33 protein-coding genes are annotated in these 25680 nt (G+C 72.8%); 22 read left to right on the top strand and 11 right to left on the bottom strand.

Annotated features, from left to right (window positions below):
• From H6H00_RS04990 to H6H00_RS04980, 3 genes are all read right to left on the bottom strand, one after another.
• The gene (locus tag H6H00_RS04990; RefSeq protein ID WP_185720179.1) at positions 1–690 is read right to left on the bottom strand and encodes a TIGR03943 family putative permease subunit; all 690 of its coding nucleotides are present in this window, start codon (positions 688–690) and stop codon (positions 1–3) included.
• Positions 687–1664 carry a permease gene (locus H6H00_RS04985; RefSeq protein ID WP_185720178.1) on the bottom strand — a complete coding sequence of 326 codons (978 nt, stop codon included), beginning with the start codon at positions 1662–1664 and terminating at the stop codon, positions 687–689. The genes H6H00_RS04990 and H6H00_RS04985 overlap by 4 nt, the downstream gene beginning before the upstream one ends.
• Before the next feature lie 172 nt (positions 1665–1836).
• On the bottom strand, positions 1837–2763 hold the full coding sequence (locus H6H00_RS04980) for a LysR family transcriptional regulator (RefSeq protein ID WP_185720177.1): 927 nt from the start codon (positions 2761–2763) through the stop codon (positions 1837–1839).
• 71 nt (positions 2764–2834) lie between these two features.
• Here H6H00_RS04980 and H6H00_RS04975 point away from each other — a divergent pair, with 71 nt between their 5' ends.
• From H6H00_RS04975 to H6H00_RS04965, 3 genes are read left to right on the top strand one after another with little or no spacing between them, the layout of a single operon-like run.
• Positions 2835–3860 carry a maleylacetate reductase gene (locus H6H00_RS04975; protein WP_221775799.1) on the top strand — a complete coding sequence of 342 codons (1026 nt, stop codon included), beginning with the start codon at positions 2835–2837 and terminating at the stop codon, positions 3858–3860.
• Positions 3857–4714, top strand: a complete 858-nt coding sequence (locus H6H00_RS04970; protein WP_185720175.1) for an intradiol ring-cleavage dioxygenase — start codon at positions 3857–3859, stop codon at positions 4712–4714. The genes H6H00_RS04975 and H6H00_RS04970 overlap by 4 nt, the downstream gene beginning before the upstream one ends.
• Positions 4715–6466 (top strand): FAD-dependent oxidoreductase, encoded by a 1752-nt coding sequence (locus H6H00_RS04965; RefSeq protein ID WP_185720174.1) that lies wholly within the window; start codon positions 4715–4717, stop codon positions 6464–6466. It begins immediately after the preceding gene.
• Between the two features lie 49 nt (positions 6467–6515).
• Here H6H00_RS04965 and H6H00_RS04960 read toward each other — a convergent pair whose 3' ends face one another.
• Positions 6516–6962 carry an SRPBCC family protein gene (locus H6H00_RS04960; RefSeq protein ID WP_185720173.1) on the bottom strand — a complete coding sequence of 149 codons (447 nt, stop codon included), beginning with the start codon at positions 6960–6962 and terminating at the stop codon, positions 6516–6518.
• A gap of 56 nt (positions 6963–7018) precedes the next feature.
• On the opposite strand from H6H00_RS04960, the gene H6H00_RS04955 reads away from it, so the two are divergent.
• Positions 7019–7402: an SRPBCC family protein gene (locus tag H6H00_RS04955; RefSeq protein WP_185720172.1), complete on the top strand. Its 384-nt coding sequence runs from the start codon at positions 7019–7021 to the stop codon at positions 7400–7402.
• Here the strand turns inward: H6H00_RS04955 and H6H00_RS04950 are convergent.
• Both H6H00_RS04950 and H6H00_RS04945 read right to left on the bottom strand, forming a co-directional pair.
• Complete coding sequence (locus H6H00_RS04950) at positions 7389–8678, bottom strand: MFS transporter (RefSeq protein ID WP_185722170.1); 1290 nt, start codon at positions 8676–8678, stop codon at positions 7389–7391. The genes H6H00_RS04955 and H6H00_RS04950 overlap by 14 nt on opposite strands.
• A 93-nt stretch (positions 8679–8771) precedes the next feature.
• Entirely contained in the window at positions 8772–10091 is a 1320-nt protein-coding gene (locus H6H00_RS04945) for an MFS transporter (RefSeq protein ID WP_185720171.1), read from the bottom strand.
• A gap of 153 nt (positions 10092–10244) precedes the next feature.
• Between H6H00_RS04945 and H6H00_RS04940 the strand changes: the two genes are divergently transcribed.
• The 3 genes from H6H00_RS04940 to H6H00_RS04930 are packed head-to-tail and all read left to right on the top strand — an operon-like array spanning position 10245 to position 12032.
• Positions 10245–11021 (top strand): IclR family transcriptional regulator, encoded by a 777-nt coding sequence (locus H6H00_RS04940; RefSeq protein WP_185720170.1) that lies wholly within the window; start codon positions 10245–10247, stop codon positions 11019–11021.
• Entirely contained in the window at positions 11018–11530 is a 513-nt protein-coding gene (locus tag H6H00_RS04935) for a hypothetical protein (RefSeq protein ID WP_185720169.1), read from the top strand. The genes H6H00_RS04940 and H6H00_RS04935 overlap by 4 nt, the downstream gene beginning before the upstream one ends.
• Before the next feature lie 10 nt (positions 11531–11540).
• The gene (locus H6H00_RS04930; RefSeq protein WP_185720168.1) at positions 11541–12032 is read left to right on the top strand and encodes a pyridoxamine 5'-phosphate oxidase family protein; all 492 of its coding nucleotides are present in this window, start codon (positions 11541–11543) and stop codon (positions 12030–12032) included.
• Positions 12033–12043: 11 nt separating this feature from the next.
• Here the strand turns inward: H6H00_RS04930 and H6H00_RS04925 are convergent, their stop codons facing one another.
• A complete protein-coding gene (locus H6H00_RS04925; RefSeq protein ID WP_185720167.1) occupies positions 12044–12802 on the bottom strand; it encodes a CPBP family intramembrane glutamic endopeptidase in 759 nt (252 codons plus the stop codon).
• Between the two features lie 240 nt (positions 12803–13042).
• Between H6H00_RS04925 and H6H00_RS04920 the strand changes: the two genes are divergently transcribed.
• From H6H00_RS04920 to H6H00_RS04905, 4 genes are read left to right on the top strand one after another with little or no spacing between them, the layout of a single operon-like run.
• Positions 13043–13828 carry a hypothetical protein gene (locus H6H00_RS04920; protein ID WP_185720166.1) on the top strand — a complete coding sequence of 262 codons (786 nt, stop codon included), beginning with the start codon at positions 13043–13045 and terminating at the stop codon, positions 13826–13828.
• Positions 13825–14115, top strand: a complete 291-nt coding sequence (locus H6H00_RS04915; protein ID WP_185720165.1) for an SH3-like domain-containing protein — start codon at positions 13825–13827, stop codon at positions 14113–14115. The genes H6H00_RS04920 and H6H00_RS04915 overlap by 4 nt, the downstream gene beginning before the upstream one ends.
• Positions 14108–14380 (top strand): SH3-like domain-containing protein, encoded by a 273-nt coding sequence (locus H6H00_RS04910; protein ID WP_185720164.1) that lies wholly within the window; start codon positions 14108–14110, stop codon positions 14378–14380. Before H6H00_RS04915 ends, H6H00_RS04910 begins: the two co-directional genes overlap by 8 nt.
• Positions 14377–14967, top strand: coding sequence for a nitrile hydratase subunit alpha (locus H6H00_RS04905; RefSeq protein WP_185720163.1), 591 nt, complete (start codon positions 14377–14379; stop codon positions 14965–14967). Before H6H00_RS04910 ends, H6H00_RS04905 begins: the two co-directional genes overlap by 4 nt.
• A gap of 20 nt (positions 14968–14987) precedes the next feature.
• On the opposite strand, the gene H6H00_RS04900 is transcribed toward H6H00_RS04905, so the two are convergent.
• The gene (locus H6H00_RS04900; protein ID WP_185720162.1) at positions 14988–15758 is read right to left on the bottom strand and encodes an N-acyl homoserine lactonase family protein; all 771 of its coding nucleotides are present in this window, start codon (positions 15756–15758) and stop codon (positions 14988–14990) included.
• A gap of 47 nt (positions 15759–15805) precedes the next feature.
• Between H6H00_RS04900 and H6H00_RS04895 the strand changes: the two genes are divergently transcribed.
• Entirely contained in the window at positions 15806–16387 is a 582-nt protein-coding gene (locus H6H00_RS04895; protein WP_185722169.1) for a VOC family protein, read from the top strand.
• Positions 16388–16400: 13 nt separating this feature from the next.
• On the opposite strand, the gene H6H00_RS04890 is transcribed toward H6H00_RS04895, so the two are convergent.
• A complete protein-coding gene (locus H6H00_RS04890; RefSeq protein ID WP_185720161.1) occupies positions 16401–16889 on the bottom strand; it encodes an FBP domain-containing protein in 489 nt (162 codons plus the stop codon).
• A 178-nt stretch (positions 16890–17067) separates the two neighbouring features.
• On the opposite strand from H6H00_RS04890, the gene H6H00_RS04885 reads away from it, so the two are divergent.
• The 3 genes from H6H00_RS04885 (at position 17068) to H6H00_RS04875 (ending at position 19644) form a co-directional block, all read left to right on the top strand.
• Complete coding sequence (locus H6H00_RS04885) at positions 17068–17757, top strand: thiamine pyrophosphate-binding protein (RefSeq protein WP_185720160.1); 690 nt, start codon at positions 17068–17070, stop codon at positions 17755–17757.
• Positions 17757–18692 (top strand): transketolase family protein, encoded by a 936-nt coding sequence (locus H6H00_RS04880; RefSeq protein ID WP_185720159.1) that lies wholly within the window; start codon positions 17757–17759, stop codon positions 18690–18692. The genes H6H00_RS04885 and H6H00_RS04880 overlap by 1 nt, the downstream gene beginning before the upstream one ends.
• A 670-nt stretch (positions 18693–19362) precedes the next feature.
• Entirely contained in the window at positions 19363–19644 is a 282-nt protein-coding gene (locus H6H00_RS04875) for a hypothetical protein (protein ID WP_185720158.1), read from the top strand.
• Positions 19645–19775: 131 nt separating this feature from the next.
• On the opposite strand, the gene H6H00_RS04870 is transcribed toward H6H00_RS04875, so the two are convergent.
• Positions 19776–21122: an AAA family ATPase gene (locus tag H6H00_RS04870; protein WP_185720157.1), complete on the bottom strand. Its 1347-nt coding sequence runs from the start codon at positions 21120–21122 to the stop codon at positions 19776–19778.
• A gap of 167 nt (positions 21123–21289) precedes the next feature.
• Here H6H00_RS04870 and H6H00_RS32780 point away from each other — a divergent pair, with 167 nt between their 5' ends.
• Both H6H00_RS32780 and H6H00_RS04860 read left to right on the top strand, forming a co-directional pair.
• Positions 21290–21844 carry a GntR family transcriptional regulator gene (locus H6H00_RS32780; RefSeq protein WP_185720156.1) on the top strand — a complete coding sequence of 185 codons (555 nt, stop codon included), beginning with the start codon at positions 21290–21292 and terminating at the stop codon, positions 21842–21844.
• 20 nt (positions 21845–21864) lie between these two features.
• Positions 21865–22443: an NUDIX hydrolase gene (locus H6H00_RS04860; protein WP_185720155.1), complete on the top strand. Its 579-nt coding sequence runs from the start codon at positions 21865–21867 to the stop codon at positions 22441–22443.
• Here the strand turns inward: H6H00_RS04860 and H6H00_RS04855 are convergent.
• Positions 22429–23541 (bottom strand): NsdA family TPR-like regulatory protein, encoded by a 1113-nt coding sequence (locus tag H6H00_RS04855; RefSeq protein ID WP_185720154.1) that lies wholly within the window; start codon positions 23539–23541, stop codon positions 22429–22431. The genes H6H00_RS04860 and H6H00_RS04855 overlap by 15 nt on opposite strands.
• Positions 23542–23763: 222 nt before the next feature.
• On the opposite strand from H6H00_RS04855, the gene H6H00_RS04850 reads away from it, so the two are divergent.
• Genes H6H00_RS04850 through H6H00_RS04830 form a run of 5 tightly spaced genes read left to right on the top strand, consistent with a single transcriptional unit; the run spans position 23764 to position 25569 of the window.
• Positions 23764–24027, top strand: coding sequence for a helix-turn-helix domain-containing protein (locus H6H00_RS04850; protein WP_185720153.1), 264 nt, complete (start codon positions 23764–23766; stop codon positions 24025–24027).
• A gap of 3 nt (positions 24028–24030) precedes the next feature.
• The gene (locus H6H00_RS04845) at positions 24031–24252 is read left to right on the top strand and encodes a hypothetical protein (protein ID WP_185720152.1); all 222 of its coding nucleotides are present in this window, start codon (positions 24031–24033) and stop codon (positions 24250–24252) included.
• Entirely contained in the window at positions 24249–24746 is a 498-nt protein-coding gene (locus H6H00_RS32955; RefSeq protein ID WP_185720151.1) for a WhiB family transcriptional regulator, read from the top strand. The genes H6H00_RS04845 and H6H00_RS32955 overlap by 4 nt, the downstream gene beginning before the upstream one ends.
• A complete protein-coding gene (locus H6H00_RS04835; protein WP_185720150.1) occupies positions 24743–25129 on the top strand; it encodes a hypothetical protein in 387 nt (128 codons plus the stop codon). Before H6H00_RS32955 ends, H6H00_RS04835 begins: the two co-directional genes overlap by 4 nt.
• On the top strand, positions 25126–25569 hold the full coding sequence (locus H6H00_RS04830) for a DUF2637 domain-containing protein (RefSeq protein WP_185720149.1): 444 nt from the start codon (positions 25126–25128) through the stop codon (positions 25567–25569). The genes H6H00_RS04835 and H6H00_RS04830 overlap by 4 nt, the downstream gene beginning before the upstream one ends.
• Positions 25570–25680: the final 111 nt, after the last annotated feature.

Raw genomic sequence — 25680 nt, 5'->3', positions numbered from 1 at the left:
TCAGTACTCGTAGGGGTCGGGTGGGGCGTCGACGACCTCCACCGCCGCCACCGTCATCGCCGGGACGTACCCGGTGGCGGCGGTGGCGCTGCCCGTCTGCACGGTGCCGCGGACCCGCAGCCAGGTGTCCTGCGGCGGATCACCGAGGTCGCCGACCAGGCGCACGCGGTTCGGGCGGGCGTCGGCGGCGCAGCAGGAGATCGTCAGCCGGGCCAGCTCGACGGCCGCCCCGCGACGCACGGCGAAACCGGTGAGCGTCACCTCCCGGCCGTCGAGGGAGCCGGAGGTGTCCCAGGCGGCCCGCTGCACGAACTCGGCGACCGTCAGCCGCGGGTCGTCCGGGAGCGGGGGGAAGACGTCGCCGTCCTGCACCACGGCGTTGCGGGCGCCCGTGCGGTTCACCGAGTCGGCACCCAGTGCCGGCGGGGCGACCAGCGCGATGACCAGCACCGGGGCGAGCAGCAGCCACGGGACGTGCGACCGGGCGTGGTCGTGGTCGTCGGCCGGGCCGTGCCCCCGCAGGTCCCGGACCAGCGCCACCACCGCGAGCGCGACGATCACCGCCCCGGCCGCGACCAGCAGCCAGCGGTGCGACGGCTTCACGTAGCGCAGGTGGGTGTCGTCGGCGGCGATCCGCAGCAGCGCCCCGCCGAGCAGGACCAGCAGCACGTGCTGGGTCTCGCGCCTCACAGGACCACCGCCCCGGCCGCGCAGGCGCACACGACGGCGACGACGAAGGTGGCGGGCGCGAACCGGGCCGCGAACGCCCGCCCGAACGTGCCGGCCTGCAACGCGATCAGCTTGACGTCGACCGCCGGGCCCACGACGAGGAACACCAGGCGGGGCAGCAGGGGCAGCATCGACAGCGACGCCGCGACGAACGCGTCGGCCTCGCTGCACAGCGCCAGCACGACCGCGAGCACCGCCATGACGACGATCGCGAGCAGCAGCCGGCCGGCGAGCGCGTCGGTCCACTCGGCGGGGACGAGGACCGACAGCGCCGCGGCGGTGACCGCGCCGAGCACGAGGAAGCCGCCCGCCGAGACGAGGTCGTGGCGGGCGGTCTCGGCGAGGACGGCCCACCGGTGCTCCCCGTCCCGGCGCGGCGTGGAGCGCCGGGCCCGTTCGGTGATCCACTCCGCCCGCCCGACCCGCTGCCACAGCCAGCCCATCACGCACGCCGTGCCCAGCGACCCGAGGAACCGCGCGAGCACCATCCGCGGTTCACCCGGGAACGCGACGGCGGTGGCGACCAGCACGACGGGGTTGATCGCCGGGGCGGCCAGCAGGAAGGTGAGCGCCGCGGCGTCCGGCACGCCCTGACCGATCAGCCGCCGTGCCACCGGCACCGACGCGCACTCGCACCCCGGCAGCACCAGGCCCGCCGCCCCGGCCACCGGCACGGCCGCGACGGGGTGGCGCGGCAGGGCCCGGCGCAGGACCACGGGGGAGACGAACGCGGCGATCGCCCCGGACAGCAGCACCCCGAGCACCAGGAACGGCAGCGCCTGCACGCACACCGCGACGAACACGGTGGCCGCGGTGCGGACGGCCGGGGCGGACGCCGCGTCGGTGATCAGCGGCCGGGCCGCGATCGCGAGGACGAGCACCGCGCAGAACACGTGCAGCGAGGTGATCCGCGGGGTGCGGGCGGTGATCGTCACGGGTGGACATGGTGCCAGCCGCCGCCCCCAGCCCGTGGCGGAACGCCGCAACCCGGGCGAGCCCCGCCCGCCCCCGCGTGCAGTGGGGTGGCTCCACTGCAGCCCGGTCGGAGTGGAGCCACCCCACTGCGGCGCGGGGGGGTGCGCGGCCCGCGGCGCGGGTGGGCCCCGGCTAGGGGCGGGCGTAGGCCGGGCCCAGGGCGTCGGGCTCGGGGGTGTCCAGGGCCAGGCGCAGGAACCGCTGGACGGCCGGGGTCGGGGCGTCCGAGCGTCTGCGCAGCAGGCCGGTCTCCACCACCGGCACGTGTCTCGCCAGCGGGCGGGTCACCGCGTCGGGCCCGCACACCGCCGCGACCGACGCGGGCAGCACCGACACCCCGACGCCCGCCCCGACCAGCGCCACCACCGTCGCGACCAGCTCCACGTCCCGCGGCACCGGCTCGAACCCGGACAGGCGGCACGCCCCGAGCAGGTGCGGGGCCAGTCCGCCGGCCAGCTCGCGCGACGGCGCGAGGAACGGCTCGTCGGCCAGGTCGGCGAGGTCGACCCGGTCCCCGAACCGCGCCGCGAGCTCGCGGGGGAGCACCGCGACGAGCGGCTCGCGGCGCACCACGGCCACGTCGAGATCGGGCCCGGCCCCCGCCCCGCCGGGCGGCAGGTGCAGCAGCCCGAGATCGGCCCGGCGGGCGCGCACGTGCTCGGCCACCGCGTCCGACCCGCCCTCCAGGAACCGCAGCTCGACCTCGGGACGCACCGCCCGGAAGCCGCGCAGCAGCCCCGGCAGCACCGACCACGCCGTCGCCGGGACGAACGCGAGCGTCAGCCGCCCGCTGCGTCCCTGCCCGGTGCGCCGCACCGACTCCACCGCCGCGTCGACGTCGGCGAGCACCGACCGCGCGTGCTCGACGAGCAGCCGCCCGGCCTCGGTGAGGTCGACGCCGCGGCGGTGGCGCACCAGCAGCGGCACGCCCAGCTCGTGCTCCAGCCGGGCGATCTGGGCCGAGAGCGGCGGCTGCGTGAGGTGCAGCCGGGCCGCCGCCCGCGTCACCGACCGCTCCTCGGCGACGGTGACGAAGTACCGGAGCTGCCGCAGGTCCATGGTTCATCGTATGGCTGGGGGTCACCGAAGCGTGTTGGACGTGTGGCTGATGGATGGTCCAGTGTGAGCCCGTGCACTCCTTCACCTACGACGCCCTGCCCGGCCGCGTCGTGTTCGGGTCCGGGGTCGCGCGGACGGGGCTGGCCGCCGAGGTGGAGCGGCTGGGCGCCTCGAAGGTCCTGCTGATCGCCTCCGAGCGCGACACCGAGCGCGTCCGGGCCCTCACCGCGCCGTTCGCCGACCGCATCGCCGCGGTGTTCACCGCGGTGCGCGAGCACGTCCCCGTCGCCACCGCCGAGGCGGCCCGCGAGGCCGCGGTGGGCACCGACGCCGTGCTCTGCGTGGGCGGGGGATCCACGGTCGGGGCCGCCAAGGCCGTCGCGCTGACGACCCGGCTACCGATCCTCGCCGTCCCCACGACGTACGCGGGCTCGGAGGTCACGCCGGTCTGGGGGCTGTCGGAGGACGGCGTCAAGACCACGGGCACCGACCCCGTCGTCCTGCCGCGCACCGTCGTCTACGACCCGGAGCTGACGGCGTCGCTGCCGCCCGGGCTGGCCAGGGCGAGTGCGCTCAACGCGATGGCGCACTGCGTCGAGGCGTTCTGGGCGCCGCGGCGCAACCCCGTCAGCAGCGTCGTCGCGGAGGAGGGGGTCCGCGCCCTCGCCGCCGGCCTGCGCGAGGACGACCCCGAGCAGCTCCTGCTCGGCGCCTACCTCGCGGGCTCCGCGTTCGCCGTCGCCGGCAGCGGCCTGCACCACAAGCTCGCGCACGTCCTGGGCGGGCTCGGGTTGCCGCACGCCCGCAGCCACGCGACGCTGCTCCCGCACGTGCTGGCGTTCAACGCCCCCGGCTCGCCGGACGCCACCGCGCGCATCGCCCGCGCACTGGGCTGCGACGACGCCGTCGCCGGCCTGCGGGCCGTGGTCGCGGCGGCCGGGATGCCGACGGGGCTGGCGGAGCTGGGCCTGCGCGCGGACCAGCTCGACGAGGTGGCGGAGCGCACCGAGCGGGTCGTGCCCGCCGACAACCCGGTGCCGGTCGGCGGCGGCGCGATGAGGCAGCTGGTGCAGAGGGCGTGGGAGGGAGAGCGATGACCCAGGACGAACGGGAGCAGGCCGTCACCGACGAGGTGGTGGCGAGCTTCGGGCACGACGACCGGCTCGCCGAGGTGATGCGCAGCCTCACCCGGCACCTGCACGCGTTCGCCCGCGACGTCCGCCTCACCCAGGACGAGTGGATGCGCGGGATCGAGTTCCTCACCCGGACCGGGCACATCACCGACGACCGGCGCCAGGAGTTCATCCTGCTCTCCGACGTGCTGGGCCTGTCGATGCTGACGGTCGGGATCAACGCCGCGCCCGAGCCCGACGCCACCGAGTCGACGGTGTTCGGCCCGTTCTTCGTCGAGGGCGCCCCGGGCATCGAGCTCGGTGGCGACATCGCGGTCGGGGCGAAGGGCACGCCGTGCTGGGTGTCGGGTGCCGTGCGCTCGACCACCGGCGAGGCGGTCCCCGGCGCCCGCATCGAGGTGTGGGAGGCCGACGACGACGGCTTCTACGACGTCCAGTACTCCGACGCGCGCACGGCCGGCCGCGGCTGGCTCACCTCCGGCGACGAGGGCGAGTACCGGTTCTGGTCGGTGCGCCCGTCCTGCTACGGCATCCCCGACGACGGCCCGGTCGGCGAGCTGCTCGCCGCCACCGGCCGGCACCCGATGCGCCCGGCGCACCTGCACTTCATGGTCACCGCGCCCGGGTACCGCACCCTGATCACCCACGTCTTCGTGGCGGGCGACGAGTACCTCGCCAGCGACGCCGTGTTCGGCGTCAAGGACAGCCTCGTCGTCGACGTCGCCGACCACGCCCCCGGAACCGCACCCGACGGCCGCGAGCTCACCGAGCCGTGGGCGTCGATCGAGTTCGACATCGTCCTCGCGAAGGAGAAGTAAGTGACCGCCGCGTTCGAGACCGACGTCCTCGTCATCGGGAGCGGGCCCGCCGGTTCCGGCGCCGCCCTGTCCCTGGCCACGCTCGGCGTGGACCACATGGTGATCACCAAGTACCGCTGGACGGCCAACACGCCGCGCAGCCACATCACCAACCAGCGCACCGTGGAGATCTTCCGCGACCTCGGCATCGAGGACGACGTGCTCGCCCAGGGGACCGAGCACGACCGGATGGGCGAGACGGTGTTCTGCACCAGCCTCGCCGGCGACGAGATCGGGCGCGTCCGCACCTGGGAGACCGCGCCGGAGCGGGCGTCGGACTACATCGCCGCGAGCCCGTCGCCCAACTGCGACATCCCGCAGACGCTGCTGGAGCCGATCCTCGTCGGGCACGCCGCGTCGCGGGGCAGCCGGATCCGGTTCGACACCGAGTACGTCGGGCTGGAGCAGGACGCCGACGGCGTCACCGTCACCGTGCGGGACCGCACCACCGGCCACGAGTACACGATCCGCGCGAAGTACGTGCTCGGCGCCGACGGCGGGCGGAGCCAGGTCGCCGAGGACGTCGGCCTGCCGTTCGAGGGCGAGATGGACCTCGCGGGCTCGATGAACATCGTGTTCCACGCCGACCTGTCGCACTACGTCGAGCACCGGCCCAGCGTCCTGTACTGGATCCTGCAGCCCGGGTCCGACGTCGGCGGCATCGGCATGGGCGTGGTGCGGATGGTGCGGCCGTGGAACGAGTGGCTCGTGATCTGGGGGTACGACATCTCCCAGCCGCCTCCCGAGGTCACCGACGCCGAGGCGATCAAGATCGTGCACGAGCTGGTCGGCGACGACACGATCCCGGTGACGATCCGCTCCACCTCGTTGTGGGGCAACAACAAGCGCTACGCCACCCGCTACCGCGCGGGCCGCGTGTTCTGCCTCGGCGACGCCTGCCACCGGCACCCCCCGTCGAACGGGCTGGGGTCCAACACCTCCATCCAGGACGCCTACAACCTGGCCTGGAAGCTCGCGTACGTGCTGCGGGGCACCGCGGGGGAGGGCCTGCTCGACTCCTTCGACGCCGAGCGCGCCCCGATCGGCAAGCAGATCGTGCTGCGCGCCAACAAGAGCATCGAGGAGTTCGGCCCGATCTTCGACGCGCTGGGACTGCTCGGGGAGAGCGACCCGGAGGTCATGACGCGGCACATCGCGGCGCGCGCCGACAACACCCCCGAGGCCGCGGAGCAGCGCGCGAAGCTGCGCAAGGCCCTCGAGCTGAAGAACTACGAGTTCAACGCGCACGGCGTGGAGCTCAACCACCGCTACGCCTCGAACGCGGTGGTCCCGGACGGCACGCCCGAGCCGGAGTTCACCCGCGACCCCGAGCTGCACTACCACCCGACCACCTGGCCGGGGGCGCGCCTGCCGCACGTCTGGCTGGGCGGCGCGGGCGGGCGGCGGGTCTCCACGCACGACCTCGCGGGCAAGGGGCGCTTCGCCCTGCTCACCGGGATCAGCGGGTCGGCGTGGGCGGAGGCGGCCGTCCAGGTCGCGGAGAAGCTGGGCGTCGAGCTGGTGCCGTACGTGATCGGCCCGGGCCGCGAGCACATCGACCTCTACGACGACTGGGCCCGGGCCCGGGAGGTCGGCGAGGACGGCTGCGTGCTGGTCCGGCCCGACACCCACGTGGCCTGGCGCAGCCACGGCCTGGCCGACGACCCGACGTCCGAGCTCACCCGCGTCCTGACGGAGGTCCTGAGCCGGTGACCTCGTGCGCGGAGAGGTGTGCCGGGGCACGCCTCTCCGCGCACGGTGCTCAGGCGGCGTAGACGATCGCCCGGCGGTGCAGGAACTCCGCCAGCGCCGCGAGGCGGGTCAGCCGCCTGCGCTGCCCGTACGCCGACAGCGGTCCGACGACGCCCTGCACGAGCGGGCCGGCCGGGCCGGTGACCTCGGCCGTCATCGTCACCGTGCAGCGCTGGTCGCCGTGCGGGGTGATGAGGTCGGCGTAGTCGAGGCGGTGGCCGGCGGCGTGGGAGGTCCAGCGGATGCCGCGGCCGGGCTCGCACCACGTCACCTCCATCAGCGTGGCCGGCCCGAACCAGGGCTTGACCAGCCCGCTCCAGCTCGCGTCCTGGATCACCTCGCCCGCGGAGTCGACGGAGCGGATGTGCGGCGACCACAACCGCCAGGCCGCCACGTCGGTGAGCACGGCGTGCGCGACGGCGGCGGGCGCGGCGACGGACTGCTCGGAACGGATCACCCCTCCACGGTAGGGCTCGACGCGCGCCTCCGCCCGGTCTCCGCGACGATCGGACGATGCGGGCCGGGACGAGTGCACGGGGCCCCGCGCCGGCCGCGCTGGTGTGGGAGCGCTACGCCGACCCCGCGCGGTGGGCGGGCTGGGCTCCGCAGATCCGCCGCGTCGACACCGCGGCCGCCCGGATCGCGCCGGGCGTCACCGGCACCGTGCACGGGCCGGTGGGGATCCGGGTCGCGTTCGTCGTCACCGCCGTGGACGAGGCCGCGCGCACGTGGGCGTGGGACGTGCGGGTCGGCCCGCTGCGGATGCACCTGCGCCACGGCGTCGACGCCGACGGGTCGACCTGGCTCACCGTCGACGGCCCGGCGCCCGTCGTCGCCGCCTACCTCCCGGTCGCCCGCCTCGCCCTGCACCGCCTGACCGCGGTCAGCGGGACGTGACCGGTTCCCGGATCGCCAGCACCGCCAGCAGGCTGACGACCGCCGTCGCGATCATGTACGCCGCCACCGACAGGGACGTGCCGGTGGCGCTCTGCAGCGCCGTCGCGACGACGGGCGCGAACCCGCCGCCGAGCACCGCGCCGACCGCGTAGGAGAAGGACGCGCCGCTGTAGCGGTAGCGCGCCTCGAACATCTCCGCGAACAGCGCCGACTGCGGGCCGTAGGACAGGCCGAGCCCGATCGTCAGCACGATCACCGACACGACCATCAGCGCCGGGTCGCCGGTGTCGATGAGCAGGAAGAACGGCACCGGCCACACCACCAGCAGCACCGACCCGACCAGGTACACCGGCTTGCGGCCGACGCGGTCGGACCACCGTGCGGCCACGATGATGCTGACCAGCCAGGACACACTGCCGACGATCACGACGGTGAGCATCAGCGTGCGGCTCAGGCCCAGCACCGACGTGCCGTAGGACAGCAGGTAGGCGAGGAAGACGTAGCCGATCGCGGTGTTGGCGATGAAGCTGACCGACGCGATCAGCAGCTCGCGCGGGCGCTCCCGGAACACCTCGACCATGGGCAGCCGCGCCCGCTCCCGCCCGGAGCGCAGCTCCCTGAAGACCGGGCTCTCCTCGATCCGCAGCCGGATGAACAGCCCGACGGCGACGAGCACGATGCTGAGCAGGAACGGCAGCCGCCAGCCCCACGCGGCGAACTGCTCGTCGGTCAACGTCGCCCCGACCAGCACGAACACGAGCTGCGCCAGGATCAACCCGGCCGGCACGCCGATCTGCGAGTACGCGCCGTAGCGCCCCTTCTGCCCGGCGGGGGCGTGCTCGACGGCCATCAGCGCCGCCCCGCCCCACTCACCCCCTGCCGACAGGCCCTGCAGCAGCCGCAGCACGAGCAGCAGGACCGGTGCCCACACCCCGATCTGGGCGAACGTCGGCAGCAGCCCGACCCCGACCGTCGCGACGCCCATCAGCAGCAGCGACGCCACGAGCATCGCCTTGCGCCCGACGCGGTCGCCGAAGTGGCCCCACAGGATCCCGCCGACCGGCCGGGCGATGAACCCGACGCCGAGCGTGGCGAACGCGGCGAGCGTGGCGGACGCCGGTTCGAGCGTGGAGAAGAACTGCGAGCCGAAGATCAGCGCGGCCGCCGTCGAGTAGATGAAGTAGTCGTACCACTCGATCGTCGTGCCGACGGCGCTGGCGAGCGCCACCCGCCGCAGCTGCGCCGGACCCGCCGTCGATGCGACCGCCTCGGTCATCGCCCACCCCCGTGTGTGCTCCGTCACCCGGTCGCGGACCGTACGGCGCATCCGGGACCGCCGCAGCACGGGGACGGTCCCGGCCGGCGGGCCTCAGCGGGAGCCCACCCGCACCGGGGAGTCGGTCGGCAGGCCGCTGCGCAGCGTCTCGGTCATGAGGTACGAGCAGACGAACGAGACGAGCGCGAGGAACGCGACGTAGCCGGCGACGGCGTAGAGGCTGCCGGTCCAGGCGACGAGCGCGGTGCAGATCAGCGGCGCCATACCGCCGATGATGGCCGCGAACTGGTAGGCCAGCGAGCTGCCGCTGTAGCGCATGCCGGTGGAGAACTGCTCGGCGAAGAAGGCCGACTGCGGGCCGTAGACGGCGCTGCGGCAGGCCTGCACGACGAGGCCGCCGAGGAGGAACAGCCAGATGGAGCCGGTGCCCACGAGGAAGAAGTAGGGCACCGCGAACAGCACCAGCAGGCCCATCCCGCCGAGGAACAGCTTCCGCCTGCCCACGTAGTCCGACAGCAGGCCGAACGCGAGGATCATCGGGATGTCGGACGCGCTCAATGCGACGTTGGCGTTGAGGATCTCCGAGCGCTCGTAGCCCAGGGTGGTCGTCGCGTAGGAGACCAGCCAGACCGAGCCGACGTAGAACGTGGAGTGGGTCGCGATGAACGACCCCGAGGCCAGCGCGATCTCCTTGGGGTAGGTGCGCAGGGCGTCCAGGACGGGCATCCGGGCGGCCGCCTTGGTGTCGAGCGACTCCTGGAACACGGGGCTCTCGCTGACCGTCAGCCGGATCCACATGCCGACGCCGATCAGGACGGCGCTGACCAGGAACGGGATGCGCCAGCCCCAGGCGAGGAACTGCTCGTCGGTGAGCGTGGCCGACAGGATCGCGAACGCGCCGGTGCCGAGGACCAGCCCGGCGGGGACGCCGACCTGCGGCCAGCTGCCGTAGAAGCCGCGCCGGTTCGACGGGGCGTGCTCGACGGCCATCAGCGCCGCCCCGCCCCACTCGCCGCCGACGCCGAAGCCCTGCAGGAAGCGCAGCACGACGAGCAGGACCGGCGCCCAGACCCCGATCTGGTCGTACCCGGGCAGCAGCCCCATCAGGACGGTCGCCGCCCCCATCATCAGCAGCGACCACACGAGCATCGGCTTGCGCCCGATCCGGTCGCCGTAGTGGGCGAACACGGCCCCGCCGACGGGCCGCGCGATGAAGCCCACGGCGAACGACCCGAACGCGGCGAGGGTGCCGGTGACCGGGTCGAAGGACGGGAAGAACACCTGGTTGAACACCAGCGCCGCGGCGGTGCCGAAGATGAAGAAGTCGTACCACTCGATCGTGGTGCCGACGAGGCTCGCCGCCGCGACCTTGCGCGACGTCCGCAGTGCGGGTTCCGGTGCGTGCGTGGCCATGACCCCTCCGAAGGTGGACGTCGGTGTCCGGTCGGCGACCGTACGTCGCATTCGTCGTGATCGCCGGACGGGGCGCCGTGATCGCGGTACGGGCACGGGTCGCCGCGGGCGGGCGATACGCTCGTGCGCAGGCGGGACCGGAATCGGGTGATCATGAGCAGTGCCGGGCGCATCGAACGGTCGGCGGGCGTGCAGTCGCTGGACCGGGCGTTCGGGCTGCTCGAGCTGCTCGCCGAGGCCGACGGCGACCTCGCCCTGTCCGAGCTCGCGGCGCGCTCCGGCCTGCCGCTGCCCACGATCCACCGGATCGTCCGCACGCTCGTCGCGTCCGGGTACGTCCGGCAGCTCCCGTCGCGCCGCTACGGCCTGGGGCCCCGGCTGATCGGTCTGGGCGACGCCGCGTCGCGGCTGCTCGGGTCGTGGGCGCAGCCGCAGCTCGCCGCGCTCGTCGACGCGCTGGGGGAGACCGCCAACATGGCGATGCTCGACGGCGACGCGGTCGTCTACGTGGCGCAGGCGCCGTCGCGGCACTCGATGCGGATGTTCACCGAGGTCGGCCGCCGCGTGCCGGTGCACTGCACGGGCGTCGGCAAGGCGCTGATCGCCGGGCTCCCCGACGTCGAGGTGCGCGCGATGCTGGCCCGCACCGGGATGGCCGCGCCGACCCCGCACACGATCACCGACCCCGACGCGCTGCTGGGCGAGCTGGACCGCATCCGCCGCCAGGGCTTCGCCGTCGACGACGCCGAGCAGGAGCTGGGGGTGCGGTGCGTCGCCGTGGCCGTGCCGGGCGGGCCGTCGCCGACCGCGGTGTCGGTCTCCGGGCCCGAGACGCGCGTGACGTGGGCGGCCGTCGAGCAGATCACCCCGGTGCTGCGGGCGGCCGCGGTGGCGCTGGGGGCGGAGCTGTCCGGGCGGGTCGCCCGGTGAGCGCGCTGACGACCTACCTCCGCGAGTTCGACGCGTGCGCCCACCAGCTCTCCCCGGTCTCGCGGCTGGAGGTGGGGTCGCGGATCTGGACGCACTGCGCCGAGCGCGCCGGGCCCGGGGCGTCGGAGGAGCGGATCCGGGAGGCGCTCGCCGAGCTGGGCCCGCCCGCCGGTCTCGTGCGCGCGGAGCTGGAGCGCACGGGGGAGCGACCCGACCCGTTCCGCACCCGCGACCTCGCCCCGGTGCACCTGCTGGCCACGTCCCTGCTGACGCTCGGTGCCGGGGCCGTCGTCGGGCTGGTGCTGCTGTGGCTGTCCCGGGTGTGGCCCGCGGTGCACAAGGCCGTCGCGACCGCGCTCGTCGTCGCGGGGGTGCCCGCGGTGCTGCCGCTGCTGCCCGGGACGGCGGGTGCCGTCGTCGGGCTGGCGGTGGCCGGGCCCGCGCTGGCCGGTGCCTACCTGGCGTTCGCGCGCCGGTTCCTGACAGGAGCTGTCAGGAACCGGTCCTAGCGTCGTCCCCATGACGAGCTGGACGGACTTCACCGCGGGCGCCCCGCGGATCTCGGCCATCTTCACCCGCCGCCACGCCGCGACCGGCAAGCTCTGCCTGCTCGCGACGCTGCGCGCCGACGGCTCCCCGCGGATCAGCCCGATCGAGCCGCGGGTGTTCGAGGACCGGCTGTGGCTGATCGGGATGCCCGACACGACCAAGTTCCACGACCTGCACCGCGACCCCCGTTTCTGCCTGCACACCGCCACCGTCGACACGCAGGTCGGCGACGGCGACGCCAAGCTGTTCGGCACGGTCGCCGACGTCCGCGACACCGACTTGCACCAGCGGTTCGCCCAGGACCTGTTCGACGACATCGGGTTGGACCTGCGCGGCGGGACGTTCGACCACTTCTACGAGGCCCACCCCACCGGGGCGTCGTCGGTGGAGATCGTCGACGGGCACATGGAGGTCGGCATCTGGAAGCCGGGGCAGGACGAGCGGGTGGTCCGCAGGACCTGAGGGCCGCCGGGTCAGGCGGCCTGCGGGACCGGCCGCCGCACCAGCAGGAGCACCCCGACCAGCGCGAGGACCACGGTCGGGTACTGGAGCAGCGCCAGCACACCGAGCGGCGACGGGCCCTGCGCCGGAGCCGCCTGCGCGGCGAAGGAGGTGAAGTCCCAGAACGCGTGGATCACCATGCAGGCCACCAGCACGCCCGTGACGCGCCGCGTCACGTACAGGACGCTCCCGGCCAGGAACGCGAACAGGACCTGCACCCCGGTGGCGGCGACGGGCGCGCCGAACAGGGCGTTGACGCCGTGCAGGAGTGCGAAGACCAGGCAGCTGCCCAGCCACGCGACGACCTCCGAGCCGGATCCGCGCAGGCCGACGACGGCGATGCCGCGGCAGAGCAGCTCCTCGGAGAAGCCGACCAGCGCCACCCCCACGACCAGCATCAGCAGGTGGGTGGCGGAGAAGCGGGACAGGTCGGCCCGGGTCAGCGTGCCGACCGCGATCACGACGAACAGGACGGGGACCACCAGGAGCCAGCGCGGCCCGACGCGCGGTTCCTCGTACAGGACCGGACGCCACCAGCCGAGGTAGGTGGTGACGGCGGCCAGGAACACGGCCCCGAGCCCGACCGGGACCACGATCCCCGCGACGGTGGTCCCGACCGTGGTGCCGATCGTCGTGTAGTCGGTGCCGGTGAGGAACCAGACCGCGCAGACCAGCGCGAGGTAGACGGCGGCGACCAGGATCGCGGTGCGCGCGCGCGGTGCGGTCCGCATGAGGTCTCCCAACCCGAGGTCGAGGGTCGACGGTAGAGGCGGGGTCGGCGCCCTCGCCAGCGGTTCCGGCGGATCAGGGCCGCTCGGCCCCGCCTTCCGGGCCGTGCGGCCCACGGCACGGCTCCGATCGGCCCTGCCCCGGCCGGCCGGGGTGTCCCGTCGGCGACCCGGGCCTTGTCCCGCACCGGCCGGTCCGACAGCGTGGGGGCCGGCCGCATCCGCCCGGGGCGAGGATCGTCGATGGACTGGTACGAACGCGTCATCGTGGACTCCGGCCGCGCAGCCGCCCTGTGGGCGCTGCTCGCCTTCCTCGTCACCTTCGCCGTGACCCGCGCGGTGACCCGGCGGATCCGCGCCCGGCGGGTCGCGGGCCCGTCCGCCGACGGGGGCGGCGCGCTGGCCGACGTCCACATCGCCGGGGTGCACGTGCACCACCAGGTGTGGGGCATCCTCCTCGTGCTGGTCGCGGGGCTGGTGGAGTTCCGCTGGGACCCGGGCTCGCCGTGGACCGAGGTGCTGGCGGTCGGCTTCGGCGCCGGCGCCGCGCTGGCCCTGGACGAGTTCGCCCTCTGGCTCCACCTCGACGACGTCTACTGGGGCGCGGACGGCCGCAAGTCGATCGACGCCGTCCTCGTCGGCGGGGCGCTCGGCGTCTCGCTGCTCCTGCAGGCCGCCCCGGTCGGCCCGGCCACCGACGGCGGGGCCCTCGGGACGGTCCTCTACCTGCTCGTCGTCGCACTGCACCTGGTCACCGCGGGGGTCTGCGTGGCGAAGGGCAAGCTCGCGACCGGCGTCATCGGGGTGGTGGTCCCGATCGTGGCGACGGTCGGGGCGCTGCGGCTGGCCAAGCCGGGGTCGGTCTGGGCCCGGCGGCGCTACGGCGAGCCCGCACTCGCGCGCTCGCGGCGCCGCTTCGGGGCCGACTACGCGCGCCGCCACGACCGGATCCGCGACCTGATCGGCGGGGCGCCCGACGACGCGGCCGGTGGTGCGGTCACCCCCGGTCCGGGTAGGAAGGACGGGTGAGCCGCATCAACGACGTCGGCGGGATGACCGGGTTCGCCGCGATCGTGCAGGAGCCGGACGAGCCGCCCTTCCACGCCGACTGGGAGGCGCACGTCCTCGCGCTCAACGGCGCCCTGATCCGGCGCGGGATCTACAACCTCGACGAGTTCCGCGACGCCCAGGAGCGGCTGCCGGTGCCGGAGTACCTGGCCGCGTCCTACTACGAGCGGTGGTTCGCCGCGATCCGCGTGCTGCTGGTCGAGAAGGGCGTGGCCACCTCGGCCGACCTGGAGCTCCCGCATGGCTGACCGCTTCGCCCCGGGCGACCGCGTCCGCACCCGCGCGACCGACCCCGACGGGCACACCCGCCTGCCCCGCTACGCCCGCGGTGCCGTCGGCACGGTCGTCGAGCGGGCCGGGGCGCACCCGCTGGCCGACGAGCGCGCCCGCGGCGGCACCCCCGACCCGCACGCCGTGCACCACGTCCGCTTCGCCGCGGCCGACCTGTTCGGGGCGGGCGACCACGCGGTGGTCGTCGAGCTGTGGGAGGACTACCTGGAGGAGGCACCGTGAGCGGGCACCACCCGAGCTCGACGATCTCGGCGCAGGTCCGGCACGTCGAGGCGCTGCTGGAGACCCGAGGCCTGCTCGACCCGGGCGAGATCGACGCCCGCATCGACGCGTTCCTCGCCGGGGGCACCCCGGCCAACGGGGCCCGGATCGTCGCCCGCGCGTGGACCGACCCGGGGTTCGCCGGGCGGCTGCTCTCCGACGCCAACACCGCGATCCGCGAGCTCGGCCTGTCGATGGCGGGCGGGCTGCAGGAGCAGCGGCTCAAGGTCGTCGCGAACACCCCCGACGAGCACCACGTCGTGGTCTGCACGCTGTGCTCGTGCTACCCGATCGCGCTGCTCGGGCCGTCGCCGAGCTGGTACAAGAGCGAGGCCTACCGCTCGCGCGTGGTGCGCGACCCGCGCGGGGTGCTGCGCGAGTTCGGCCTGGAGCTGCCCGCCGGCACCGCGGTCACCGTGTGGGACGCGAGCGCGGAGTCGCGCTACCTGGTGGTGCCGCGGCGCCCGGAGGGCACCGGCGGCCTGGCGGAGGACGCGCTCGCCGCGCTCGTCACCCGCAACGGGCTGATCGGCACGGCCGCGGTCTGAGCGGTCGGTCGGCCCGGCGCTCAGGCGATGCGCACCGCCGACACGCCGGGCACGGCCGGGAAGCGCGCGGAGACCTCGGGGTCGTGGCCGGGCACGACGAGCCCGGGCCCGCCCAGCTCGGCCGCCCGGTCGAAGGCCGCGTACACCCCGGGCATCGAGTGCAGGATCGGGAACGGGCGGTCGTCGTCGATGTTCTCGTAGAAGTGGACGGCGTCCGAGGCCAGGACGACGGGGCCGGCGGCGGTGTCGACCCGGGTGAGCTGGAGGCCCGCGGTGTGCCCGCCGACGAGGTGCACGCTGATCCCCGGGGCGAGGGTGGTGTCGCCGTCGACGAGGTCGAGCCGGTCGGTGGTGCCCAGGACGTCGCCCAGGTCGTCGTCGGAGACGAGCCAGCGCTCGCGGTGGATGCGCGCGGCCGCGGGCCCGGTCCAGTAGCGGGCCTCGCCCGCCTGCACGACGCGGCGGGCCCGCGGGAAGTGCGCCGCGGTGCCGGTGTGGTCGTAGTGCAGGTGCGAGAGCACCAGGTGCTCCACGTCGGACGGGTCGACGCCGAGCGCGGCGATCCCGTCCACCGGCGAGCAGTGGAACTCCAGCCCCTCCAGGCCGTGCGGCCGTGCCGGGTCGAGCCCGGCGTCGACGACCACCGCCCGCCGCCCCGACACCGCGAGCCACACGTAGTAGGCCGTGGGGTGCGGCTCGGCGGAGCGGTCGTCGAAACCGAGGAAGTGCTGCCCGCGCCGTCCGGCCCGCGAGGCGTACCGGACGGCGTAGACGGCGTACTCGTCGCTCATCCGCCGACCGGGGCGGCCGGTCGCGCGTCCCGGACGGGCCCGCCGAGCTGCTCGGTGGGGGTGCGGTAGTAGTCGCGCCCCGTCGCCACGGCCACGACGTTGATGAGGCCGCGCTGTTCTACCGCTCGGTGCTCGGCCTCGAACCGGCCGCGGTGGGTGAGTTCGCCGCCCCGTTCGGGCTGGTCCGCAGCCGCGCCCTCACCGAGCCCCGCCGCCGGGTCCGGCTCGCGCTGACGGTCTCGCTGCTGCGCCGCGGCGAGTGGTCACCGGGCGTCGCGGAGCCCCAGTACGTCGCACTGGCCACCGACGACGTCCTCGCCACCGCCCGGGCCGCCCGCGCCGCGGGCGCACCGCTGCTCGGCATCCCCGACAACTACTACGCCGACCTCGACGCCCGCCTCGGCCTCCCGCCCGCGCGGCTGGCCGAGTTCCGCGACCTGGGCGTGCTGTACGAGGAGACGCCCGACGGCGCCTACCTGCAGGTGTGCACCGAGGTGCTGGGCGGGCGGCTGTTCCTGGCGTTCGTGCAGCGGGTCGGCGCGTACGACGGGTACGGCTGGACCGACGCCCCCGTCCGGATGGCGGCCCACCGTCGGCGGCGGCTGGTCAGGCAGGGCTCCCGGGCCTGATCCCCGTCGCGCCTCAGCCCAGCACGGCGTCGACGAACTGCCGCGCCCGTTCCCGCAGGCCCTCGCGCCGCTCCTCGACGCTCGTGCCCGGCGTCGGCCGCAGCGCCGCCGTCGCCTTCTCGACCCGGACGTGCTGCGCGCACCGCAGGTCGCCGCACACGTAGGTGCCGACGGTGTCCCCGTTGCGCCCGGCCGGTCCGGGACGCCGCGCCACCAGCAGCTCCACCCGGCCCGGGGCGTGGGTGGAGCGGCACAGCGCGCACATGGCGGTGGCCCGCGCCGCCCGTTCCCCGGCCCGCACCGCGATCGCCACCGGCCCGTCGTCGCCGGGGACGAGCAGGACGCCGCGGTCCGGCGCCTTCGGGTCGCGCCACCCCAGCACGTCGTCGACGGCGTCGAGGTCGAGGTCGCGGACCCACGCGGGCAGGGTCATCCGCCCGGCCTCGCCCTTGGTCGAGTTGGCCAGGGCGCGGCGGATGCGGGCGTCGGTGGTGTCGGTCATCGTCGGGTGACGCTAGAGCGCATCCGGCCGGCCCGCACCCGGGTTCCCGGAAGGAGGTCGGGTACCGACCGCGGTGCGCACCGGCGTCGGCGGACCGGGCCCGGTGGGCGGGAGGTGGTCGGAGTGCAGTCGTCTCCCGCTTGACCTGAAGTCGGCTTCACGTTGCACCGTGGAGGCCATGCGGATCACGAGACACGGATACTCCGATCTCCCACGGTTGCTGGCCCGGATGACCGGGGACGAGAAGCACGACGTGAGCGCGACGTCCACCCTGGACGCGATCTGGGTGCTGTACGAGCGTGTGCTGCGCGTCGGTCCGGACACCGTCGAGGACCCCGACCGGGACCGTTTCCTGCTGTCCAAGGGGCACGGCCCGATGGCCTACTACGCGGTGCTGGCCGCGATGGGCTTCGTCGAGGAGTCCGTCCTGGACACGTTCGGCCGGTTCGACTCGGTGCTGGGCCACCATCCGGACCGCACCCTCGTGCCCGGCGTCGAGATCGGCTCCGGATCGCTCGGGCACGGGCTCGGGCTCGCGGTGGGCACCGCCCTCGGCAACCGCATCGCCGGCCGGGACGCGCGCACCGTCGTCCTGGTCGGGGACGCCGAGCTGGACGAGGGCTCCAACGCCGAGGCGATCCAGTACGCCGGCCGGGCCGGTCTGGACCGGCTGATGACCGTCGTGGTGGACAACTCGTCCGCCTCGCAGGGCTGGCCGGGCGGCATCGCCGCCCGCTTCGCCGTCGAGGGCTGGAGTACCGCCGACGTCGACGGCCGCGACCACGACGCCCTGCACCGCGCGTTCACCGCATCCACCGGGGGCCGCCCGCACGCGGTGGTCGCCCACGTCGAGTCGAAGGAGTCCTGATGTCCTCCGCCGAGCTCACCGCCCCGGCGTCCCCGACCACCGCGGCACCGGACCAGCGGACGCGCTTCTACGAGCTGCTGCCCGAGCTGATCGCCGCCGACCCGCGTGTGGTGGCGGTGCTCGCCGAGATCGGGGTGAGCTACCTCGACCTGGACGGCCTCCGGGACGTGGACCGCGTCGTCAACCTCGGGATCCGCGAGCAGCTGCTGGTCTCGACCGCGGGCGGTCTCGCGCTGGCCGGGCTGCGCCCGATCGCCCACACGTTCGCGCCGTTCCTCGTGGAACGCCCCTTCGAACAGGTCAAGCTCGATCTCGGGCACCAGGGCGTCGGCGCGGTGCTGGTCTCCGCGGGCGGGTCGCACGACTGGCCGGGCGGCGGCGAGACCCACTTCGGTCACCGCGACGTCGCCCTCCTGGACACCCTCGACGGCTGGACCGTGCACGTCCCCGGCCACGCCGACGAGATGGAGTCCCTGCTGCGCTCCGCGGTCGCCGGCGACGATCGCGTGTACCTGCGCCTGGACGGAACCTCCAACCAGGCGGCTCGCCGGGTCGACGGCACCCGGATGCACGTCGAGCGACGGGGCCGCCACGGGACGGTCGTCGCGGTCGGCCCCCTGCTCGACCGTGTCCTGGCCGCGACCGAGGGTCTCGACGTGACCGTGCTGTACGCGCCGACCGTGCGCCCGTTCGACGCCGCCACGCTGCGCGCGACCCTGTCCGCGCCGGACGTCGTCCTCGTCGAGCCCTACCTGCGCGACACCTCCACCGCCGAGGTCGCCCGCGCACTCGGCGACCTCCGGCACCGCACCCTCGGGCTCGGTGTCGGGCAGAGCGAGCTGCGCCGGTACGGGTCCCGCGAGGAGCACGAGACCGCCCACGGCATCGACGTCGCCGGGTTGAGGCACTCGGTCTCCGGGTTCCTCGGGCTCTGAGCGGTCACCTCGGGGGGAGCCGGGCCGACGCGCCCGCCTTTGCGCTGGACCGACTCCGGCGCAGTGGGCCCGGCAGCGGGGGAGGACCGCCTGGTGGCGTCGAGCAACGCGCCGTGGAGCGCCTCACCTGTGCCCCCGGCAGGATTCGAACCTGCGGCACCCGCTTTAGGAGTGTCTGGTTGCTCTTAAGCATCCGCATCTACGTGCGCTTCATCTCCAGTAACCAGCACGTCGGACGCACATCGCAACGTCGTTCTCCGCGATTTCGCTCCACGTGTGGCTCCATGAGCATCCGGTCCGCACCGCCGCCACCGGGGGGCTTGTAGGAGACCCGCTTGCACGCGACGTCCTATAGGGAGCAAGCCGGAAACACGGTTCGCAGTGTCGGCAACATGCTAGCAGCAAATTGTGCGCATTCTGCGCTTACTGCGCGATCTTTTAGTAGCCCGGCGGCAGCGTCATGTGCGAAGTAGTGCAGCGAATCTACGACCGGCAAGAATCGGAGATCAACTAGATCGTCGACGCTCGTGGCGGTAGCCGATTTTCGCAGCCGATCAAAGGTTTCAACTATGAATCGCCATGAGACGCGGCGGGCTTCGACTAGTTGCGGTCTTCGGTTGAGTCCAAGAACCTCAATGGTTTGCTCCCCCATTTCTGTGAGGTGGTGAAGGTGTCCACTCGGACCCTGTCGCAAGTGGTCCCAAGCGTCAACGACGAAGGGGTCGATGAGGAGTGGATTGCCATCCACGTCGAGTGGGAACTGTTCACGCTTCGCTTGCTGGTTGCAAAAGCCGCAAGCCAGGAGGTGGTTGGTCCAATCGAAGGTCCGCAGTGGTTCGCTCTTGATCGGCTCGAAGTGGTCGACATCCGTGCCTCTGCTCTCATAGCAGTACATGCAGAAGTCTGGCCTATGAGCCGTCCGTTCAAGTTCTGTCTTCAAGCGCTGGCGTAACGTGCGTCGACTCGTCCACGATGCTCTGGCGACCGCATGGCGCTTTTGACTGTCAGCATTGAGCACGACTTCTGTCGCGGAATCGAGAGCCTTCCGGGTCCCCTTATCAACTGCGGGCCGCTGCAAGAGGATCATCCGCGGGAGCGCTCGCTGATGTCTTGGACACGACTGAGTGGGGACGGTTCAATCTCCTCAACCAGATTAGATAGGCGAATGCGATCATCTTCGCTTGCTTCGCCGCGGATCATCTTGGCCTCGAGAGACGATAGTTCGCGTCGAGCTCGTTCGGCGTCGAGAGAGTAGGGAGAGTCAAGGCCGAATAGCTCCGTCATGACAGCGTCGTCGCCGCTGCCCATGGTCACTCTGCGATGAAGATCCTCGTCCACTATGTGGGGCGCAAACTTCTCGTTCGGCCCTGCCAGACGAATAAGGCCACCCTCGTCCGCAGTTTGACACACATATGGGCTATGGGTCGTAACAATGAACTGAATGCCCGGGAAGTGCTCGACCAGCCAGGGTCCGATCTTCTTCTGCCACGACACGTGAAGATGGACGTCAACTTCGTCGATTAACACGATTCCTGATGTGAGGACTCGGGGGCCAAGCTCACCGTTGTCCCACTCGATCTTCTCGTCGAAGCATTGATATATCTGCCGGATGATGTCAATGACCAACGCGCTAACAGTTCGGTAACCGTCGCTCATTTCTTCTACACGAATCGGTGGCTGACCTTCACGTCCGATCCAAAGCCCGTCGGGATCGACTCTCTCGATCTTGTGGCCGTCCGGAAACAGGCCGTCATTAAGAATCTGCAGAACGTTAGCTTCGAGCGATGCGTATCCCGACCGGCCAGATGTGACACGGTAATTGACTTGCTGGAGCCACTGGACTGTCTCGGCGAGTGAGGCCTCTTCTCTGAAGAGAGTTACAAAGCGAGACATCGCGTAGTCGCCAGCCATGAGTCGCGCAACTTCTGCACTGCTTCCCGCGAGGCGACGGAATGGGCCGTATCCGGCAGAGAACCAGCCGGTGGGCTTCGGTGACCATATTGAACGTTCGGCCATTCGGCCGCCAACTCCACCCTTCGGCCATTCCGCCTGAGGTCGAGGCCTGGGGCCGTCCTGAGCGTTCCAGCGAAGTCGTGCGGCAAAGTTTGTGGCGGGTCGCCCTGATCCCAGATTTTGCTCGCGACCGTCCCGATGGAACTCGGCGACAACGAATCCTGTGGCCTTGCCAGCAGTAACCCAATCGCTTTCACCCTCGGTGAGAGTCGTCGCGATCTCGGGTCCAGCCAGCGCTAATGCGATCGCTCGTAGCAGTGTTGTCTTTCCGGATCCATTGCGGCCGGCGATGACGTTCCAGCCCGCATAGGATCGAATGATATCTCGGTTGCGCCCAGAGCGACGAAGTTGAATGTCTACCGTGCGTTTACCGGAGAATCCTCGAACGGATGACACCTGAATCCGATGAAGGTACATGTTGCTTGCTCCGCCTCCGCCTCGCCTGCACGTCTCGTCACCGTGAGCTTGCCTCCGCTACTGGCCCGAATCGGGATCATAGGCGTGCCCCGTGGGGCAGTTCTCGGGTGCAAGCGCCTTGATGCGCCGAGATGAACATGCAGAGGGTGTAGCGCTCGGTCGCTTGCATGTCAGCGCGCTGCCTCCTAGACGCGTCGACTCGATCAGGAAGATCCAGGTCGTACGCTAGCCCTCCGAGCCGACTGACCGAGGAGTGTGGGGAAGTGGCGCCGCGTGGGAGCTACCGCCATATTGCCGCCGATCTGCGTCGTCGGATGGAGGCTGGCGAGCTACCGGCGGGATCGATGTTGCCAGGCGAGCTGAATCTCGCCCGCGAGTACTCAGTGTCGCGCGGGACGGCTCGGACAGCTCTTGCCGTCCTTGTAGACGCGGGACTTCTCGAGGTGATGCCCGGTCAGGGCCGCCGGATCGTCGGCAACTCCGCTAGGTGGTCGGCGGCGACGGCGTGGGAGAGGGTGGCCGCGGACCTTCGCGAGCGCTTGAGATCTGGATGGTCACCCACGACGCCGCTGCCGAGTGAGGCTGAGCTGATGGCGGCACACAGCGTCTCCCGCAACACGGTGAGACGGGCGTACCGGCAGCTCGTCGAGGAGGGTTTGGTGATCGTGCGTCACGGTTCTGGCGCGTTTCCTGCGCCGGGTCTCGGCTCGGAGCGTGCATGACGTCTGACTAGGGTTCGGGCATGACCGACAGTGCGGCAGCCGGGCATCGCTGGGTTGTGGCTGGCGAGCGACAGGTCTACGCCAATGAGTGGGTCACTGTGGACCTTGCCGAAGTCGGCTTGCCGTCGGGGGAGCGGTTCGAGCACCACGTCGTCACCATGAAGCCGGCCGCGATGACCGTTGTTCTCGACGACGTCGGCGAGCGAGTGCTGATGGCGTGGCGGCACCGCTTCGCGCCGGACGTGTGGAACTGGGAGCTGCCGGGCGGCCTGCTCGACCCAGGGGAGACGCCGGCCGAGACCGCGGCGCGAGAAGTCGAGGAAGAGACGGGCTACCGCCCGCGGTCCGTCGAGCACCTCGTGACCTTCGAGCCGAACGTCGGCATGGTCCGCAACGCGCACCACGTGTTCCTCGCGCGCGGCGCCGAGAAGGTGGCCGAGGCGACTGAGCTGAACGAGGGCACCTTCGAGTGGGTGCCTCTCGCCGACGTCCCCGAGCTGATCCGCACGCAGAAGATCGTCAACTCGGGGTCGCTCGTCGGGCTGCTGCACGTCCTCGCGCTCAGTGGGCCGGGCGCACCGACGTCACGCGGCGAGTAGCTGCGCGATTCGCCGACGCTGACGCACCGAGCCGGTACGGCCGGCCAGTTCCGCGGCCCTGCGTGCGTGAGCCTGCGAGTCGCCGACGTCGCCACGCGCGGCAAAGGCGAGCGCCAGGTCGACGCGCAGGCCGACTTCCGCGCGCCCGTACTGGCCCTCACCCATCGCGTTCAGTGCGCTCATCAGGTCGCCGATCGCGTCGCCGTCGCCGAGCCGGGCTAGGCAGTGGCCGCGCCAGCGGGCGAGGTGGTCGGCGCCGAGCATGACATAGGGCAGCGAGTCGTCCTGCGCGTCGGTCGGAAGCAGATCGGCTGCCGCGTCGAGCGCACGTAGGGCGCCGTCGCGCCGGCCGAGAGCTGCGAGCGACTCGCCCTCGGCGGCATGCAGCCACGCGAGCAGGACCGAAGGAACGGCGGTGGCGGCCTGCGCCCGGGCACGGGTGATGAGGGCGTGCGCGTCGTCCGCCTGGCCCGCGTCGAGGAGGACGTAGCCCTGCTGCGCGGTGGCGTACGCGAGGCCAGCCGCCTGCCCGCTCTCCCGCGCGGCCGCCGTCGCGAGCTCGTGAAGCCGCCACGCCTCGCGCACGTCGCCGCTGTCGAGCGCCTGCCAGCCGGCGAGCGCGGCGGCCTGGCCGAGCTCGTCGGCGGCCGCCTCCCGATGCGCGCTCGGCAGAGCGTGCCGGAGCAGGCCGTCGATCTGCTCGACGTGCGCCACGGTCTGCTTGAACGTCAGCGCGCCGCCGAGCCGGCGGTCGAGCAGGCGGATGCTCTGCGTGTGGTCGCGGAGCAAGGCCACGACGCCGGGATCGAGACGGGTGAAGGCAACCGGTAGCGCATCGTCGAGGGCCGGCGTTGGTGGCGGAAGTGCCGGCACGTCTGCGATGCCCAGTTCGACGGCGCTTCGGCGGTAGGCCGCGCAGAGCAGGTCGCGGTAGAAGTCACTGACCGCGCCGTCCTGGTTCTCCCACACCGCGATCCGGCGCTTCAGGCTCTCGTCGGTCGGTAGCGCCGTGGATCTCGCGGCGCGGCGCAGCTCGTGGATGAGTCGCGACTTCGTCCACTTCGCTTCTGCACGTGCCTGAGCAAGCCGGTTCGGCATCGCTCCTCCTGGTCGACCTCCTCCTCACCATGACGCGCTGACCTGCGGAGATCAACCCTGATGCGGAACTCGCGTCACCCCACGTCATCCCGCGTCATCTGCCGCCACACCCACCTCGCCCGCACTCTCGGTATCGCACGAGGTCACAGCGTTGACAAAGCGCCACTCGTGCCTACGCTATCTAGTACACGTACCGTACGTGTACACAATGAGGGAGTGGTCATGCGAGGTTTGCAGTTGCGAACGGAACCGCCCGCCGGAGCGCCGCAGTTCTACAGCGTCGCCGAGGTGGCGCGGCTGCTCGGGATGTCGGCGATGACGGTCTACCGGGCCATCGCGGCGGGGGAGTTCCCGGCCGTGAAGATCCGTGGCCGGCTCATCGTCCCGGCCCGCGCGCTCGAGGAGATGGTCGACGCCGCCGTGGCGGACCGCAGCGTCGTCGACGCCGCGGAGTGGGTCCCCTTCCAGCCCGGCCGGGGGGTGTGAGCGATGCCCAGCGTCGGAGTCCTGATCTTCTTCGCCATCGTCGGCGCGATCATCTGCGCCAAGGCACGGGTGCCCGGCGGGGCCGTGGTGTTCGCGCTCGTCGCCATCGTTCTCTTCGTTTCGACGCCGGTCGGTGCAGGTCTGCCCAGCGCCGTCGCGACGTTCCTCTCAACCCTCGACAACGCTGCGACGCCGGCCCTGTCCGGGTCCGGAGCGGTCGGGTGAACGGCGAGTGGCGGGCCTGGGCGGAGTGCCGCTCGGTCGAGCCCGAGACGTTCTTCCCCACCGCCGAGGACGGTCCGGTCTACGAGGCGCAGGTCGCCGTCGCCAAGGCCGTGTGCGCGCGGTGCCCGGTCCGGGCCGAGTGCCTGGCCGAGGCGCTGGTGCGCATCCCGTTCGGGATCGCCGGCGGGCTCACGCCCGAGGAGCGGCGGGGGCGCGGGTCGGCGGAGGCGGGGCGGGCGACCGCCGTGCTCGACGCCGGGCTGCGGCCGGGCGCGACGCGGGTGGAGGTCGAGGCTGCCGGGCGGGTCCTGCTGACGGCGGGACGACCGGTCGTCGAGGTCGCCCACCGGTGCGGCGTCACCGCCCGCACCGTCACCCGCTGGATCAGCAAGGCGGAGGGGAGCCGCGGCTGCAACCGGGCCCCCCTCCTGATCTCCCACACGCACAGCACCCAGGCAGGGACACAGACGCAGGAAGGGCCCGATCCTAGATGAGCACCACCGCAACGACACCCACCGACGACGGCCGCGCGCCCGCGGTCGCCCGCGCCGAGCAGGCGACCGACGGGTGGGAGGACGTCGCCCGCCTCCAGCGTTGGGCCGGCCCGGATCACGCCGACTTCTGCGCCCTCGCCGGCGAGCTGGTCCGCACCCTGCATGCGGTCGAGGACCTGACGCAGGTGCTCGCCGCCCAGGTCGCCCGCTACGCCACCGGCCGCACCCTCTACGACGACACCCGCGCCGTCGACCCGGCCACCCGGCTCGCCGACGCCGTCGAGCAGCTCCGCGCCGCCCGCGCCGGCGTCGCAGCGGCCGAGAGCCGGTTCAACGAGTTCTGGTCGACCATCGGCCACATCGGTGTCGAGGTGCCGACGTGAGGGCCCGCGCCGTGCTCTACGGGCTACTGCTGGTCGTCGCGACGGCCGCCGCCGTCCTGTCCTTCGCCGCCCTGCGCGATCTCGCCCTGCTGTGCGGGTTCTCGCCGGAGCTGGCGTGGCTGCTGCCGGTCGTCGTCGACGCCGGCGCCGCGGCCGGGTCGCTCGTCTGGCTCGGCGGTGCCGTGCCGATGGGCGCCCGCAGGTTCGCCCGCTCGCTCGCGCTGGCCCTGCTCGGGCTGTCGGTCGCGGCCAACGCGCTCGGCCACGGGCTCGCCGCCTTCGGCCAGGGACCGGCCTGGTGGGTCGTCGTCATCGTCTCCGCCGTCGCACCGGCCGTGCTCGGTGCGGTCGTCCACCTGGCGGTGCACGTGGGCCGTCCCGTGCCGGACGCGGCGCCGGCCGAACCGGACGTCGACGACGACCGCGCGCCGCCGACCTGATTGCCGAGGGCGCCGGCCGCCGCCGGATCGCCCGCGAGCTGGGGGTCTCGGAGTACGAGGCCCGCCGGTTGATCGACCGCGCCCGCACCACCACCCCACCGCCCGAACTCG

It is taken from the genome of Pseudonocardia petroleophila (assembly GCF_014235185.1).
GTDB lineage: Bacteria > Actinomycetota > Actinomycetes > Mycobacteriales > Pseudonocardiaceae > Pseudonocardia > Pseudonocardia petroleophila.
Note: the sequence above shows the minus strand (reverse complement) of the source record. Positions and strands in the feature narration are given on the sequence as shown.

Excerpts from the sequence above, each read along its gene's own strand:
- H6H00_RS04850 (WP_185720153.1), top strand. The coding sequence starts at position 23,764 with ATGCGAGGTTTGCAGTTGCGAACGGAACCGCCCGCCGGAGCGCCGCAG.
- H6H00_RS04910 (WP_185720164.1), top strand. The coding sequence starts at position 14,108 with ATGGCTGACCGCTTCGCCCCGGGCGACCGCGTCCGCACCCGCGCGACC.
- H6H00_RS04860 (WP_185720155.1), top strand. The coding sequence starts at position 21,865 with ATGACCGACAGTGCGGCAGCCGGGCATCGCTGGGTTGTGGCTGGCGAG.
- H6H00_RS04845 (WP_185720152.1), top strand. The coding sequence starts at position 24,031 with ATGCCCAGCGTCGGAGTCCTGATCTTCTTCGCCATCGTCGGCGCGATC.
- H6H00_RS04920 (WP_185720166.1), top strand. The coding sequence starts at position 13,043 with ATGGACTGGTACGAACGCGTCATCGTGGACTCCGGCCGCGCAGCCGCC.
- H6H00_RS04890 (WP_185720161.1), bottom strand. The coding sequence starts at position 16,889 with ATGACCGACACCACCGACGCCCGCATCCGCCGCGCCCTGGCCAACTCG.
- H6H00_RS04945 (WP_185720171.1), bottom strand. The coding sequence starts at position 10,091 with ATGGCCACGCACGCACCGGAACCCGCACTGCGGACGTCGCGCAAGGTC.
- H6H00_RS04855 (WP_185720154.1), bottom strand. The coding sequence starts at position 23,541 with ATGCCGAACCGGCTTGCTCAGGCACGTGCAGAAGCGAAGTGGACGAAG.
- H6H00_RS04940 (WP_185720170.1), top strand. The coding sequence starts at position 10,245 with ATGAGCAGTGCCGGGCGCATCGAACGGTCGGCGGGCGTGCAGTCGCTG.
- H6H00_RS04885 (WP_185720160.1), top strand. The coding sequence starts at position 17,068 with ATGCGGATCACGAGACACGGATACTCCGATCTCCCACGGTTGCTGGCC.
- H6H00_RS04970 (WP_185720175.1), top strand. The coding sequence starts at position 3,857 with ATGACCCAGGACGAACGGGAGCAGGCCGTCACCGACGAGGTGGTGGCG.
- H6H00_RS04880 (WP_185720159.1), top strand. The coding sequence starts at position 17,757 with ATGTCCTCCGCCGAGCTCACCGCCCCGGCGTCCCCGACCACCGCGGCA.
- H6H00_RS04925 (WP_185720167.1), bottom strand. The coding sequence starts at position 12,802 with ATGCGGACCGCACCGCGCGCGCGCACCGCGATCCTGGTCGCCGCCGTC.
- H6H00_RS04900 (WP_185720162.1), bottom strand. The coding sequence starts at position 15,758 with ATGAGCGACGAGTACGCCGTCTACGCCGTCCGGTACGCCTCGCGGGCC.
- H6H00_RS04835 (WP_185720150.1), top strand. The coding sequence starts at position 24,743 with ATGAGCACCACCGCAACGACACCCACCGACGACGGCCGCGCGCCCGCG.
- H6H00_RS04950 (WP_185722170.1), bottom strand. The coding sequence starts at position 8,678 with ATGACCGAGGCGGTCGCATCGACGGCGGGTCCGGCGCAGCTGCGGCGG.
- H6H00_RS04930 (WP_185720168.1), top strand. The coding sequence starts at position 11,541 with ATGACGAGCTGGACGGACTTCACCGCGGGCGCCCCGCGGATCTCGGCC.
- H6H00_RS04870 (WP_185720157.1), bottom strand. The coding sequence starts at position 21,122 with ATGTACCTTCATCGGATTCAGGTGTCATCCGTTCGAGGATTCTCCGGT.
- H6H00_RS32780 (WP_185720156.1), top strand. The coding sequence starts at position 21,290 with ATGTCAGCGCGCTGCCTCCTAGACGCGTCGACTCGATCAGGAAGATCC.
- H6H00_RS04980 (WP_185720177.1), bottom strand. The coding sequence starts at position 2,763 with ATGGACCTGCGGCAGCTCCGGTACTTCGTCACCGTCGCCGAGGAGCGG.
- H6H00_RS04955 (WP_185720172.1), top strand. The coding sequence starts at position 7,019 with ATGCGGGCCGGGACGAGTGCACGGGGCCCCGCGCCGGCCGCGCTGGTG.